The 14425-nt window shown below is 35.8% G+C and carries 13 protein-coding genes; 11 read left to right on the forward strand and 2 right to left on the reverse strand.

What is annotated here, in order from left to right; translation table 11 throughout:
- Window positions 1–3: 3 nt before the first annotated feature.
- The 6 genes from pssD to AAC073_RS07890 all read left to right on the forward strand — a co-directional run bounded on the left by pssD (window position 4) and on the right by AAC073_RS07890 (window position 4969).
- Window positions 4–492, forward strand: coding sequence for a PssD/Cps14F family polysaccharide biosynthesis glycosyltransferase (gene pssD / locus AAC073_RS07865; RefSeq protein ID WP_339923304.1), 489 nt, complete (start codon window positions 4–6; stop codon window positions 490–492).
- 35 nt (window positions 493–527) lie between these two features.
- Window positions 528–1007, forward strand: coding sequence for a PssE/Cps14G family polysaccharide biosynthesis glycosyltransferase (pssE, locus tag AAC073_RS07870; protein WP_339923305.1), 480 nt, complete (start codon window positions 528–530; stop codon window positions 1005–1007).
- A 39-nt stretch (window positions 1008–1046) separates the two neighbouring features.
- On the forward strand, window positions 1047–2072 hold the full coding sequence (locus tag AAC073_RS07875) for a Gfo/Idh/MocA family oxidoreductase (RefSeq protein WP_339923306.1): 1026 nt from the start codon (window positions 1047–1049) through the stop codon (window positions 2070–2072).
- Window positions 2073–2084: 12 nt separating this feature from the next.
- A complete protein-coding gene (locus AAC073_RS07880; protein WP_339923307.1) occupies window positions 2085–2945 on the forward strand; it encodes a hypothetical protein in 861 nt (286 codons plus the stop codon).
- Between the two features lie 36 nt (window positions 2946–2981).
- Window positions 2982–3830 carry a polysaccharide deacetylase family protein gene (locus tag AAC073_RS07885; RefSeq protein WP_339923308.1) on the forward strand — a complete coding sequence of 283 codons (849 nt, stop codon included), beginning with the start codon at window positions 2982–2984 and terminating at the stop codon, window positions 3828–3830.
- Window positions 3831–4012: 182 nt separating this feature from the next.
- Window positions 4013–4969, forward strand: coding sequence for a beta-1,6-N-acetylglucosaminyltransferase (locus AAC073_RS07890; RefSeq protein ID WP_339923309.1), 957 nt, complete (start codon window positions 4013–4015; stop codon window positions 4967–4969).
- Window positions 4970–5015: 46 nt separating this feature from the next.
- Here AAC073_RS07890 and AAC073_RS07895 read toward each other — a convergent pair whose 3' ends face one another.
- The gene (locus AAC073_RS07895) at window positions 5016–7613 is read right to left on the reverse strand and encodes a malectin domain-containing carbohydrate-binding protein (protein ID WP_339923310.1); all 2598 of its coding nucleotides are present in this window, start codon (window positions 7611–7613) and stop codon (window positions 5016–5018) included.
- A gap of 428 nt (window positions 7614–8041) precedes the next feature.
- Between AAC073_RS07895 and AAC073_RS07900 the strand changes: the two genes are divergently transcribed.
- The 5 genes from AAC073_RS07900 (at window position 8042) to AAC073_RS07920 (ending at window position 13214) form a co-directional block, all read left to right on the forward strand.
- On the forward strand, window positions 8042–9040 hold the full coding sequence (locus AAC073_RS07900; protein ID WP_339923311.1) for a beta-ketoacyl-ACP synthase III: 999 nt from the start codon (window positions 8042–8044) through the stop codon (window positions 9038–9040).
- The gene (locus AAC073_RS07905) at window positions 9013–9630 is read left to right on the forward strand and encodes a hypothetical protein (protein ID WP_339923312.1); all 618 of its coding nucleotides are present in this window, start codon (window positions 9013–9015) and stop codon (window positions 9628–9630) included. Before AAC073_RS07900 ends, AAC073_RS07905 begins: the two co-directional genes overlap by 28 nt.
- 158 nt (window positions 9631–9788) lie before the next feature.
- Complete coding sequence (locus AAC073_RS07910) at window positions 9789–11372, forward strand: hypothetical protein (RefSeq protein WP_339923313.1); 1584 nt, start codon at window positions 9789–9791, stop codon at window positions 11370–11372.
- Window positions 11373–11417: 45 nt separating this feature from the next.
- Window positions 11418–11588 carry a Lacal_2735 family protein gene (locus tag AAC073_RS07915; protein ID WP_339923314.1) on the forward strand — a complete coding sequence of 57 codons (171 nt, stop codon included), beginning with the start codon at window positions 11418–11420 and terminating at the stop codon, window positions 11586–11588.
- A gap of 159 nt (window positions 11589–11747) precedes the next feature.
- Complete coding sequence (locus tag AAC073_RS07920) at window positions 11748–13214, forward strand: DUF6600 domain-containing protein (protein WP_339923315.1); 1467 nt, start codon at window positions 11748–11750, stop codon at window positions 13212–13214.
- A 190-nt stretch (window positions 13215–13404) separates the two neighbouring features.
- Here the strand turns inward: AAC073_RS07920 and AAC073_RS07925 are convergent, their stop codons facing one another.
- Window positions 13405–14328, reverse strand: coding sequence for a sugar phosphate isomerase/epimerase (locus AAC073_RS07925; RefSeq protein ID WP_339923316.1), 924 nt, complete (start codon window positions 14326–14328; stop codon window positions 13405–13407).
- Window positions 14329–14425: the final 97 nt, after the last annotated feature.

Consider the following 14425-nt stretch of genomic DNA (forward strand, 5'->3'; position numbering starts at 1 on the left):
ATCATGATTCCAACCAACAATAAAAAGAAAATAATACTCATTTGTTCAGATGGCGGTCATCTGGCACAGATTATGGAATTAAAGGACTGGTTTATTAATTATGACTATTTAATTGTAACTGAAAAATCTCCTTCCACTCTCTCCTATTCCAATCATTACAACATAAAATTTCTCAAAGGAAGATCTAAAGGAAAAAAAAGAAACCTTTCGTTTTACTTACATTTATTTATTAATTTTTATCATACGGTAAAGATAATTTTTGGACATTTTCCAAAAGCAATCATTACTACGGGAAGTCACACAGCAGTGCCCATGTGCTTGGTTGGGAAAGCTATGGGAATAAAAGTAGTTTGGATTTTATCCTACGCCCGAATAAAATCCCGAGCAGCCTCCGCAGACTTCATCTACCCCATTGCTGATAAGTTCATTATTCAATGGCCAGAGCCTCAGAAATATTACAAAAAGGCAATCTATTTAGGTGGAATCTATTAATCCCAGTCAAAAAGTCTTCAATAAACCCCAAACCAATGATATTAGTACTGCTAGGAACATTTCCTGCCCAATTTGTACGCCCTCTTCAAGCCATCGATTTATTATGCAAAGAAGGAGTAATTAAAGAAAAAGTGATCGTTCAAAGTGGTTTTACAGAATTCTCATCGGAACACTTAATTTTCAAGGCTTTTTTACCTGTTGAAAAGCTGGATGAGCTCTATAAGGAAGCGCGAATTATCATTACCCACGCTGGATCAGGGTCCATCATTAAAGGACTTAAATTAGAAAAGAAAGTCATTGCTATCCCAAGATTATCCAAATATGGTGAAGTTGTGGATGAGCATCAAATGGAAATATTGACCGAATTTGAAAAGGAAAATTATCTTTTAGGGTGGAGAGAATCCGACAACCTGGAAGAACTATTAGCTAAAATTGAAGATTTTGAACCTCAACCATTCATATCAAAAAAACAAAATATCATTGACTTTTTAGACGAATACATAGGTAACCTATGAAAACCCTTAAATAATTTAATAATTAAAACCCAAAATTAGATGATAAGAACCGGAATCATTGGCTTAGGTAAAATGGGGATTTCCCATTGTGCTATACTTGGAGCTCATCCAAATGTGGATCTAGTGGCCGTTTGTGACAATTCTTCACTTGTAGTTGAAGCCTTTAAAAAACACACTAATTTCCAGTGTTTTTCAGATTACAAAAAAATGATTACCCAGATGAATCTGGAATGCATCGTAATTGCTTCTCCGACAAAATTTCATGCGGAAATGGTTCATTATGCCCTTGATAATAATCTCCATGTTTTTTGCGAAAAACCCTTAGTATTGAACCCTGATGATGCTGAAATTTTAGCCGACAAAGCAGAACAAAAAAGCCTTGTAAATCAGGTAGGATATCACAACAGGTTTCTGGGAACTTTCAACGAGGCTAAAATCCTATTGGAAATGAATGTGCTTGGAGAAGTGTATCATTTCACTGGAGAATCTTATGGTCCTGTAGTTCTTAGAGAAAAAGGCAGCACATGGAGATCACAGAAGGGACAGGGCGGAGGTTGTTTATATGACTATGCTTCTCATACCATAGATCTTATCCATTTTATATTGGATAAACCTGTCAAGGTTTCAGGAACTCAGTTAAAAAATATTTTTTCTAAAGACGTTGAAGATGCAGTTTATTCTAACCTAACGCTCAGCAATGGAATTTCTGGTCAGTTATCAGTTAACTGGAGTGATGAAACTCATCGTAAAATGAACACTCAGATAACGATACTAGGAAAAAAAGGTAAAATTATAGCAGATGCAACAGAAGTCAAAATCTATTTAAAAGAGTCCAATAAACTATTCGACTTACAGAAAGGATGGACCATTAAATCTCTTACGGAGCTTACCAATTCTGTGGAGTATTACTTAAGAGGTGAAGAATATTCTTCCCAAATAGATCATTTCATAAAATGCATCAAAAACGCCCAATCTTCCAACCACAGCACCTTTCGCAGTGCTTCTTTTACAGACCAACTTATATCTAAATTAATTATTGACAATAATTTACAAACCCAACATTAATCAACAAGCCTTATGGAAAGAATAATTTTCGGTGACAACCAATTTTTTGGAGTCAACCACAGTTCGGACGAAAAAGCAAGAGCACAGACCTTCAAGTTTCAGGAAGATCTTGCCATTATGAATGTTTTGGATATCGCTTTAGATGAAGGCATAAACACATTTATGTGTACTACCCACGATAGAATAGGCGCTATATGTGACGTAGTAAGAAATAATGAGAAATATAAAGACTTTAAAATGTATCCATGTATGCCTTATGCTCACAAATATGCCAATGCTGTAACGGAGTTAGGCTATGTAGGAACTATAAAACAATTTGTTCCAGGTAATATTTTAAGCACTTTCGCAAAGGGAGGGTTGGCATTTATGAAAAAGGATTTTAATGAATTGGCCCGGCTAATGATTGATGCAGAAATGAAAATGTTTCACGGTATTAACACACCGATTATATGGGTACAAAACATTATTACTGACTTGTTACTTGGGTTAGGCATGACCGATTTTCTGGTTACTTTTTACCATCACATCAGAGAGAAACATCAAGCTGAACCTGGGTTCATAACAATGAACTTACCATTATTACTAGACACTCTTGAGAAAGCAGGGATTCAAAACCCTATTGTGTGTGCATCTATAAATAAAATGGGCTTCCGAATGCCTGGTGGCATAAAGAAATACGAAGAAGTCATTGCCCAGAAAAGGTGTCGATTAGTGGCCATGCAAGTACTGGCCGCAGGATCAATCCCTCCACAAGAAGCTTTTGATTATGTATGCTCACTTGAAGGAGTAGATTCCATACTTTTCGGTGCTTCATCCCAGAAAAACATCCATCAGTCAAAATCCATTATTGATAACCATTCTGTTTTGGTTTGATTTTTAAAAGAATCTATTAAAACCTATAATATAGTTATGAAGAAACTCCTTTTTGCTGTGTTAAGGTATTCTGGACTTCCAGCTTTTTATCGACAATTTATTCAAAAGAGAAAGGTATCTGTATTGGTATTTCATGACATTGATTTAGAGACTGCTGAACTTACCTTCGAATACCTTTCTCAACATTATAATTTCATCCCTTTAAATGATTTAATACAGGCTATTGAAACAAACGAGGAGAATATCCTTCCTAAGAAAGCGATGGTAATAACCTTCGATGATGGGCATGTTCGCAATTACCAATTGCTTCCAGTATTTAAAAAATACCAAGTTCCAGTTACAATATTTCTATGTTCAGGAATTATTGACACCTTTAGGAACTATTGGTTTTTGCACGAAAGGGATACAAAAATCCAGAAGCACTTAAAAACCATTTCCAATAAAGAACGGTTGGATTTTTTAAGTCTTTCAGGATATTCCAATGAAAAAGAATATAAACATCAAAATGCCTTGTCAGCTAGCCAAATTTCCGATATGACACCCTATGTAAATTTCCAATCCCATACCGTATTTCATCCCATTTTAACCCAATGTGATGATGAAGAGTCAAATTGGGAAATAACGAAGGCAAAATTCGCTTTAGAAAAAAAATTAGAACGCCCAATTAATGCAATCGCTTACCCTAATGGCAACTATACAAAACGAGAAATATTATTCTCAAAAAATGCAGGATACCAATGTGGATTAACAGTAAAAGCAGGATTTAATTCTATAAAAAGTGATCCATTTGAATTGAAAAGACTAGACCTAAATGACTCAAATGACATTAATGAGATCATTGTAAAATCTTCAGGTATCCACAGTCTTTTCAATTTTTCAAATTAAACCCGAAACTTATATTGAATCATCTATTTCATGAATTAACCAACTGAAATAAAACGTTTTAGTTGATTTTTTGGTCCAGGATAAAGCCACGGTTTTATACAGTCTCCAAATAGACAAATTTTCTTCTGGTTACATCAGCTACTGCGAATCCAGTCTACGATTCCTATTTACACCAACTATTAATGAATATAAACTATATAGTTCTTGTTCACAAAAACCCCTACCAAATTAGGAGTATAATTACAAAATTAAATCATAAGGACACCTGGTTTTACGTTCATGTGGATCAGAAAACAAACATTGCCCCTTTCCAAGCTTTGTTACAAGAAATACCCAACGTTACACTTATTCCTGATGAATTGCGGGAAATTTGTAATTGGGGAGGAATAGGAGTTGTGAAAGCATGCCTTGCAATATTTCGTATGATAATTGATAATGGAAGGGAAGGATATGCCGTACTCCTCAGTGGCCAAGATTACCCAATTAAATCAAACACCTACATTGCTGAATATTTTAAAAAACATTCTGGAACAGATTTTATTACTTGCTTTTCGCTTCCCAGCTCAAACTGGTCATTTGAAGGTATGAATCGGTTGTCACATTATAAAATAGATTTATCGAACAAAAGGGGGGATTTTATCCAATTACCATCTATATGGTCTAAGGAATTTTATAATTTCCAGTCTTTTAAAAAGCTCTTAAAATTAACCCTAAGTAAAAAAGGTCGATACTTATCTAAACTATTACGTAAGAAAAAATTTCCAAGTTATATCAAACCATACGGTGGTGATACTTGGTGGGCATTGTCCACAAATACTATTGACAAAATCCTCCAGTTTCTGGAGATACACCCGGACCTGTTGAATTTTATGGCTTTTTCAAATTTACCTGATGAAATGATATTTCAATCAATTGTCATAGAGTTATATGGGGAAGATTATAAGAACATTAAAAATTCAGTTACCTACTCAAATTGGTCTGGACTGGATAAGTCTTCACCGGAAATCTTTACTCCCGAGGGTTTAGGGAAAATTAAATCCATTTCTCCAGACATATTATTTGCTAGAAAATTCGATTTGGAAAAACACCCCAATATCTACGAATTAGTAGAAAATACCACCTCAGAGCTTAAGGAGTAAAGTAAGCAAACTGCTCACTCTACTCCTTAAAACACCGATTCCATTTTTATTTCTCAATAATAAACCGCAATCTTTCAACTGAATTATCTGTGCCTATTATGCTTAAAAAATAAACACCTGCTTTAATTCCTGATAAAGAGTAAACATAGCTATCATTCACCATAGTAAGTTCCATAGGGCTTATTTGTTGTAATAGATTACCAAATGAATCATGAATATAAAACTCTTTGAAGTTCTCGATATCCCCTCCGACATAGATCTGATCTCTAGCTGGATTAGGATAAATACTAGTTGCAATTTTTAAAATACTAGAAGTATTTTTCTCCGAATTATCAGCTAAATACTCCTCTAATGGCACCATACGGAGATTATTCTCAGCAGATAAAGAAACTCCTATTATACTAATTCCTGAAATGGTTGCTCTATTTGAAGAGGCTTTAAGTGAGATATTAAGCTCACCGTCTATCACTTCTACCACATCAAAATTAAGTTCAATAGGTTGGTTTTTACTTTCAATAAAAAGATCAAAATTATCCTTTACTAACTTCCCTTCTAATTGGATATCAAAAACTCTTTTCCCTGCCTGACTTGGTGGCCCCCCTTTCCCATACCATAGCTCATTGTGAAATGTTTTCACTTTATAAGTTCCATTTGGAACTTCTATACTATAATTTAACTTTTGTCCGTGTCGCTCAGTTTGAAATAAAGCGTCTTTACTTGCAGAGGTGTTTTCATAGGTAGTAGGTGAATCAAAAAAGTCATACTGCCCAACCTCTGCTTGAAATTCATTCGCTTCGTAAGTAGCTGATATTGCAGAACCAGTGTTTAACAATAATTCAAAGTTATTTTGTCCTGATAAAGCAGTTGATGGCTTTTCATTCTGAGGAATTAAAGATATTCCTGAAATAGTAGCATTATTAGACTTGGCTTTAAGCCTGACATCCATGTATCCATCAAGAACCTCTACCTCCAAAAATTCAATTTGTGTTGGTTCATTGTTGTTAACTTTAAACAAGTCTACACCTTCTTTCGCAAGATTTCCTTCTAAATAAATATCAAAAACCCTTTGCCCAGCCTTAGGTGAAGGACCTTTTTGCCCAAACCATAACTCATTATGGTGAGATATTACCTTATATTTTCCATTTTCCACAGGAATCTTTAAGTTTAAATCAGATGAAAACCTTTCATTCTGATAAAGCTTCTCACTTCCTGCATCTATATTACTGTAAGTACCAGATGACCCCACGATAACCTCATTCCCAGGATCTGCCATAAAAACAACATTCCCTAAAGTGGTAGATAAATTACCTCCGAAATTATAAAATATGCCATCTAATACATTTCCTTCCTGACCTTCTAGATTGGACTCTTCTTGTTCTCTCGGTAATGGAATTACTTCTTCAATGACAGAAATTGTAACTTCTTCTGAGTTACTAAAGGAATTTCCAGAATCCCATACTTTTGCTCTAATTTTATACTCTCCTGCCTTTAACTCTGAGGTTGTAAAATTATAAGGCGTTTCACTTGTAGCTCCTAACCATGTATTATTACCAAAAAATTCTACTTTTGAAACCGAAAGACTTGGATCAGAATTTGCCTCTGCTTTAAATGTTATGGTCTCTCCTTCTGTAATTTGGAAAGATGCTGAAGGTGAGACTATTTTCACCTTTGGACCTATAACTGGGGTAGGTTCAGTTTCAACAATTTCAGCAGGAAAATTAATCGAAAGATCGTCAATATAAATATTGGTAACTTGAGGATATGTTTTATCTGAATAAGCATTAATACTATACATATTGACATCCACTTCCGGTCTAAGGGTATTTCTAAGTCCTGTGTCAATAATTAAGTTATCATCCTGCCAAACCAGAACTCTACCCTTTTCGCCTCTATCTTGTATAATTCTAATCTGAACTTTCACCCATTTATTTACAGGTAAATCAACTCCTTCTTGAGCCTTCCACACCTTATCGGAATTACTTCCCCAAAACTTTTGGAGGTCTGATAAACTTAAATAATTAGCCCCTCCACTACCTGCTCCACCTCGAACTTCAAGGCCGAGGACAAAATGCGGCAAGTTGATTTGATCAGGACCAGTTCCTGCACCACCTTTAGCAAATTTCACTCCTTTGGTTTGAATTAAATTAAACCAATCATTATTTCTATCGAAATCTATCCTTTTAGGAAAATAAAAATATTGCGTAAAAATTAAATCTTTGTGATCAGATATTTCTTCCCACCTATAATTTCTTGTAGCATGACCTCCACCATTTGAGGTATTAATAGACATTTTTAGTGCATATTTTCCAGACTTAGCAACATCAGAACTTACGACACTATTGCCATTATTACTATTAAACTCACCTCCTCCTCCATTAATAAGCCACTCGCTCTGGTCACCCTTTTCATGCCCTGAACTCCATAATTTGCTTCCTAAGGCATTTGTCAATGAATCTTTTCTATCAAAAAAATCAATCGTACTGTAATATTCATTTTTCAAGCCATTTTTAATTAAAAAGTCGCTGCCAAATGAAATATTAATGAAATACACGGTCAAAAAAGCCGTTGCTACACTTATTAAAAAATAATTTTTTACTTTCTTAAATACGCTCATATTATTTTCTTTTTCTAATTTACCTGACACTTTCTGAAATTTGGCAGAAAAAATGATCCTTACAAATCAATTATTGTATTTTGGATATTGGAATAATATATTTTGCATTTTATATACACCAAATTTACCTTCTGTCAAATAGCTAATTCTCACTAATAAACAGTATTTTATTTCATTTTACAAAATACCAAAAATTACCAAGCATCTTTTTCAACATTTTTACTTATTTATTTCACAAGTTTTAAAGTCATATAACATTTAAGGAATTGTGAAGATCAAAAAACAAGCTTCATTTGACACCAATATTATTTCATTAAAAGGGTGATTTTTTTTTCAATCTATGGGAATTATTTACTGGGATTAAGCTGGGTGCTACCATTCCGTATTCACAATTGATACCAAAATTGATTTTTCAATTAAATTCAACATATTTGTTACCAAATAATATCACTTACAAAATGCTGAAATCAATTATAGCAGGTGCTGGACATTATTTACCGGAAAGAATTGTAACCAACGATGATCTTTCCGAAATGATGAATACCAATGACGAATGGATAGTAGAAAGGACCGGAATACACGAAAGAAGGTGGTTTACTCCTGGCGTTGATACTGTTACCAGTATGGCAAAGAACGCCTCCATTATGGCCATTAAAAATGCTGGAATAGCAACCAAGGCAATTGACTTTATCATTTTCGCCACTATTACTCCTGATTATTTTATTCCTGGTAATGGCGTATTGCTTCAGAGGGAACTTGGTCTTCAAGGAATAGGCGCTTTAGATGTGAGAAATGCCTGTTCGGGCTTCATCTATGCCCTCTCAATAGCCGATCAATTTATTAAAACCGGCATGTACAAATACATATTGGTTGTAGGGGCTGAAATTCAATCTTCCGCTTTAAATAAGAATGATGAAGGAAGATCTAGTGCTGTTATTTTTGCCGATGGAGCGGGTGCTGTGGTTTGTAGCGCATCTGAAGATGAAAATAGAGGTATTCTCTCAACCCATTTGCATGCAGATGGAGATTTTGCGGAAGAACTTTACGTAAAGGATCCTGGAAGTAGTAGAGAAGTAAGGCTTTCCCAAGAACTAATAGAAAGTGGTTCTTTTAATTTATCGATGAATGGCAATACTGTTTTTAAACATGCTGTTTTAAGATTTAAGGAAGTAATAGAAGAAGCTTTAGTAGCCAACAATATTGAAAGCAAAGACATTGATTTATTGATCCCTCACCAAGCCAACCTAAGGATAAGTCAATACATTCAAAATAAAATGGGGCTAAAAGACGATCAGGTTTTTAACAATATTATGTATTACGGCAATACCACTGCTGCAACCATTCCAATTGCGATAAGCGAATCGCTTCAACAAAACAGAATTAAAAAGGGTGACCTTGTTTGTTTGGCAGCTTTCGGAAGTGGATTTTCATGGGCTTCTGCGCTAATGAAATGGTAGAAAACAATCAAATTAGCGCTCCTTTTGACCAACTCTTAAAACTTACCGAAGACCGGGAAATATTCCAAAAAATTAGCCAAGCCAAGAAAGAATTTGTTGCGATTTTATCTGTGGTAGGCAATGGAATTGCTTATGCTACACTTGATGGTATCCATAAAAACCATAAAGGAATAAAGATAAGTCAAGGAAATGAATTAGAAAATTGCCCCTACCAGGTTCTTGATGTTTTTCGTGATTTTGACATTAACCATGGATTAAATATTAGGGTTTTACATTGGTGGGGAAGAGGAGCCTATATATTGGTTTACCTTGGAGCCAACCACCCAATACTTCAAGCTCCAGGTGATTTGGTCCATTGGATAAAAGTTAATTCCTATGAGCTAACCAATACCAAACTCTTTGGCTACAAGCAAATCATTGATGAAGGACAAATAATATCAGGCGAAAAACTCGAGTTGAAACAGTTAATTAATCACCTGAGCGGCGGCAAACCTTTTCAAATTTTTAAAGAAATCCCTGTAAAGGACAAGGTATCTCTCGTAAACCACCTGGGAAAAGAGATTGAAAAAATATTAAATTGGATGAGTTGAAAGTCAATTCTTTCTCAGGTTAATTCATCCTATAATGTTACAAATTGAAATAATATTAAACTTTCCCCTATCTAAATATAATTTTTTAACTATATAATGTAAATTGGAACCAAGATTGTGTGCATTCCGTATGACTTTATAAAATTGATAAAATACTCATGAAATATACATTTTCCTGGCTTTTGGTGATTTTTTACGTGTCTTCTTCTTTTGGACAAGGCCAAGTGGTGAACCTGTACAACAACGATTCCACCCTGATGGGCAATGGTGTAATGCTCAACAGTAAAATGGATGGGTTATGGAAGTTTATAAATCCTAAAACCAATAGCTTAATCCAGCAGGGCAATTTTAAAAATGGCTTAAAGGACGGGCAATGGATTATTTATTTCTCCAACAAACAAAAACACATAGTCGCTGATTATAAAGACAACAAAAGAAATGGGTCCTTTTTAGAATATGATCTTGGTGGTGCCTTAATAAAAAATGCGGTCTACCAAGACAGTGTACTAGTAGGCCCTTATAAAGAATATTACGGCAATCAAAGTAATTCGGGTTATGCAAACCCTAAACAAGTAAAAACTGAAGGGAATTATTTGGATGGTAAAAAATCTGGAAAATGGATGTTTTATTATGATAATGGAGAAACTGCGGTAGTAATAAATTACAGAGAAGGTTTAAAAGAAGGCTCCTATAAAGAATACGATCCCTTTGGACAATTAATCGTAGATGCCAATTATTCTGATAACCAGCCTGACGGGGAGTTTAATAGATTTTCTCCTTCAGGACGAATTCAGGAAACAGGTGAATACAGTTCTGGCAGAAGAGTAGGCAAATGGGTGAGCTATTTCCCTGACTCAAATATAACAGAATCGGAAAAACTCTACGATGAATCAGGTCATAAATCTGGCACTTGGAATTATTATTACGAGAACAGAAGGATGGCGAGAATTGAGCGCTACGAGAACGATATTCCTGTTGGAAAATGGGAAGAGTTTTTCACAGATAAATCTGTTTCCAAACAGGTAACTTATGATTTGGGTGTCCCAGTAGGAGATTACATTGAAAACCATGTCAATGGAAAACCTTCTGTGAGAGGGCAGTACGAAAATGGCTTTAGATCTGGAGTCTGGAAAAGCTATTACCCTGAGGGCAATATTTATTCGTTAGGAGAATATAAAAATGATTTGAAATCAGGCCTGTGGAAATATTTCAACAAAATTGGAATACTGATAGCTGAAGGAAGCTACCAACTCGGCAATGAACAAGGTCAATGGTTTTATTACTATGATGGAGGTCAATTGAAATCAGTGGGGAGTTATTTACTTGGTCAGGAAGATGGCATGTGGGGTCTTTTTTATGACAACAAGCAACTAACTCAAGAGGAGACCTGGGATTTTGGCCGACTATTAAATGTAAGTAATTACAACAGTTTTGATGGAACCAAAACATTAAACTCTGGTACCCTTTCGGATGGAAATGGGACTAGAATTACTTATTATGTCAATGGGGCAAAGGAATCTGAGGGTAACTATAAGTCTGGAAAACCTGATGGCACATGGAAATATTACCATGACAATGGTAGACTTGCCTCTGAGGGCAATATGGAAGAAGGTAAAAAAGAAGGATCTTGGAAATATTACACGCGTTCAGGTAACCTTGAAGACATTTTAAAATTTGAAAATGATGAGATTTTAGCTGAGGAAGCTCCGGAAGCCAGTGACCTTTTTCAAGATTTTAATTAAATAAAAAACAAATCAGTGTGTAGAAGGTTAGATAAATAAAAAGATATGTTTGGCCTATTTAAAAAGAAATCACCGATTGAAAAACTTCAGGAAGAATATAAATCCTGTATGGAAAAAGCACATAAAGCCTCCCATCACGACCGGAAGCTCTCAGACAGTCTAATGGCTGAAGCTGAAGTCATTGCAAAAAAAATAGATGCTTTAAAGGCTAATTAACGATTATATTCGATAAAATATCCCAATCTAGGCTCAGAAAACATTTTTAATTGGGAGTATTACCTTTTTCATTTGGCTTCAAAGCCTATCATGATCTTGATAATTAAAAACTTGGAACACTTATTGCCAATGTATAGTTATCACAAATAATGATGTGCCATGAAAAATTCAAAAAGTAACCGGACACCATTTTCAGTTTCATTCAAATTCCTAACCCTAGGTTTGTTGATGTTCATTGTAGGCAGTAAGCAGAATGTTGATGCTAATCCTATTTCTGTTTCATTTCAAGTATTTTATGATGAGTTAAGTCCCTATGGGGATTGGATAGAAGACCCGAATTATGGATTTATTTGGGCCCCATATGTAGACCAATCTTTTCAGCCCTACCGGACAAATGGACATTGGGTAATGTCTACTTATGGCAATACTTGGGTATCTCAATATGATTGGGGTTGGGCACCATTTCATTATGGAAGGTGGTTTTTCAGTGACTTTTACGGATGGGCATGGATTCCAGGCTATGATTGGGGACCTGCTTGGGTCAATTGGAGATCAGGTAGAGGTTACTATGGCTGGATGCCACTTGGGCCTCAAACTTATTTCTATAGCACCGCAGGCTATTATAACCATTCGCATTGGGTATTTGTGCCAAGACGTAGGTTATTGAGTAGAAGGATCAACAGGTACTATATGCACGGAAGGAATGTTAATGTGATTTATAATCAAACCACAATTATTAATAATACCTTTGTGCATAATAATAACAGGTACATTTCTGGACCTAGTCGTTCCGAATTGCAACAGGTAACAAGAGGTAATGTCCCAGTTTTCGAGGTGAGACAAGGCAGAAGGCCTGGAAGAACTTCCTTGGGCAGAAATAGTATTAATGTCTACAGGCCTCAAGTCTCTACAAGATCCTCTTCGAGAAATGGGGCTAGTGTTAGACCTAACAAATACGTGAACGCTAAAGAGTATAGCAAAACCCGAGCGGCATCGGCTAGGCCTTCGAATAGCAGGTCATCAACGGTAGTTTCTCCAAGAAGTTCGAACGTACGGTCTGAAGCCTTGAGAAATAGCAATACGCCTTCAACACGTTCAGCTCGAAGTGCTGTAAATGCTAACACCGAAAGGAACAACACGCCACAGAGAAGCGTTTCACCTTCAACGAACAGTAGGTCAAATAGTAATATTGGCAATACTAACTCCAGAAGTAGAAATAGTAATGCCAGCCCGAATAGCGGTGTCATACAGAGGAGGCCAACGACTGCTCCTTCAAGAAATGAACAACGTACCGTTACTCCAAATTATCAACAAAATAGAATGGCTACACCAGTACCTTCTCAGAGAAACAGCGGGGTAAATACTCAAAAAAGGGAGACGAGACAAAGTACGCCTACACAAAGGAAGGTTATAAAAAGTACACCTAGCCGTAGTAATGCTAATACCCGAAAAGTGACTCCTACAACAAGGAGCACGAATAGGGTTAAAAGCGCACCACAAAGATCCAATTCAAGGGTTAATTCAAGTAGCAGTCGGACTCAAACAAGAAGTACCCCAAGAAGTACTACAAGAAGTTCGGGAAATACTTCTACTACGAGGTCAACCAGATCTTCTAGAGGCAATTGAAAGGTATAAAATATGGTTAAACATATTTGACTTGAAACAGATAAGCTATTAAAGAATTAAATCTCTTCCTTAGAGATGGTAAATCAAGCAAAAACTTACCCTAAAAGAATCATATAAACCATTTAAAAACGATAATTAAAAAGGCAGCTTAAAAATAAGCTGCCTTTTTAATTATAAATCAATGTGAAATTCACGAAGCTGCTTTGACTATCGCTTTCATTTTAGCCAGGCCAGTTTTGGCTACATGTAGTGGCTCTTCTTTCCAATATTCCCGGTTGAAAAGCTCTAATGACAATACTTTATCTCCTCCCATCTCTTTAAGGTCTTTGACAACCTCAACCAATGGACCTATTCCATCACCAGGGTAAATCCGGTCTTTGTCTTCCTGTTCTTCCCTTGGAATGTCTCCTAAAAAATCATTCATATGAAAAATCTCTATGGATTTGCCATTAATTAATTTTAGTCCGTTAAATCCTGAACCTCCTCTGAATAGATGGTATATATCTGGAAGCAAACGGACATCAGGGTCATTGGCTACAGCAGCCACCATAAGTATCTGCCCTAAATGATAGAAAGGCTTAAACGCACCCCAAAATTCCAACTGAGGCATCACTCCTGTTTTACGACCTAAATCCAACAAATCCTTGTATTTATTCCCTGCCAATACCAAATCTACAGGTGCTTCAGCTCCAAAACCAGGTGCAGCAACCCGATGACAACCAATGGCTGATAACAAATTCATTTCTTCTTCCATTTGCAGAAAGCCTTGCTTGCTTTTTTCTTCATCTGCCGCCATCCAAGGGGCAAAACCTATGGCATTTTCAACCTTGAGACCACTGTCCTTAATAATAGAAGATAAAGCCGCAGTGCTATTCCCTTCAGATAGGTATTTTTTCAAATCCTGAATCCAAATCTCAATCCCATCATATCCAGCTTCTGCCGCTATTTCTATGTACTTGACTATTCCAGGGTCCTGGCCTCTAATAGTACTAGTATTCAAACAATAAGTAAACTTACCTTTCTTTTTAGGTGCAGCGAAAGTAGAAACAGGGTGGATGGCAGCCAAAGATCCCAATCCCAAAGTTTTGATTACATTTCTTCGATTATTTTCCATTTTTTTGTTTCTTAATTGATTGGGCATTTCAAATTACAATGTAGAAAAGTGCTTTTGTTCTCAAAAGGCCTCCTAAAACTACAAAAATATATGGCAA

The organism is uncultured Cyclobacterium sp. (genome assembly GCF_963977555.1).
GTDB lineage: Bacteria > Bacteroidota > Bacteroidia > Cytophagales > Cyclobacteriaceae > Cyclobacterium.

What these genes read in the sequence shown, in the direction of transcription:
- AAC073_RS07905 (WP_339923312.1), top strand. Translation starts at nt 9,013, where the DNA reads ATGGGCTTCTGCGCTAATGAAATGGTAGAAAACAATCAAATTAGCGCT.
- AAC073_RS07910 (WP_339923313.1), top strand. Translation starts at nt 9,789, where the DNA reads ATGAAATATACATTTTCCTGGCTTTTGGTGATTTTTTACGTGTCTTCT.
- AAC073_RS07890 (WP_339923309.1), top strand. Translation starts at nt 4,013, where the DNA reads ATGAATATAAACTATATAGTTCTTGTTCACAAAAACCCCTACCAAATT.
- AAC073_RS07915 (WP_339923314.1), top strand. Translation starts at nt 11,418, where the DNA reads ATGTTTGGCCTATTTAAAAAGAAATCACCGATTGAAAAACTTCAGGAA.
- AAC073_RS07885 (WP_339923308.1), top strand. Translation starts at nt 2,982, where the DNA reads ATGAAGAAACTCCTTTTTGCTGTGTTAAGGTATTCTGGACTTCCAGCT.
- AAC073_RS07875 (WP_339923306.1), top strand. Translation starts at nt 1,047, where the DNA reads ATGATAAGAACCGGAATCATTGGCTTAGGTAAAATGGGGATTTCCCAT.
- pssE (WP_339923305.1), top strand. Translation starts at nt 528, where the DNA reads ATGATATTAGTACTGCTAGGAACATTTCCTGCCCAATTTGTACGCCCT.
- AAC073_RS07880 (WP_339923307.1), top strand. Translation starts at nt 2,085, where the DNA reads ATGGAAAGAATAATTTTCGGTGACAACCAATTTTTTGGAGTCAACCAC.
- pssD (WP_339923304.1), top strand. Translation starts at nt 4, where the DNA reads ATGATTCCAACCAACAATAAAAAGAAAATAATACTCATTTGTTCAGAT.
- AAC073_RS07920 (WP_339923315.1), top strand. Translation starts at nt 11,748, where the DNA reads ATGAAAAATTCAAAAAGTAACCGGACACCATTTTCAGTTTCATTCAAA.
- AAC073_RS07900 (WP_339923311.1), top strand. Translation starts at nt 8,042, where the DNA reads ATGCTGAAATCAATTATAGCAGGTGCTGGACATTATTTACCGGAAAGA.
- AAC073_RS07925 (WP_339923316.1), bottom strand. Translation starts at nt 14,328, where the DNA reads ATGGAAAATAATCGAAGAAATGTAATCAAAACTTTGGGATTGGGATCT.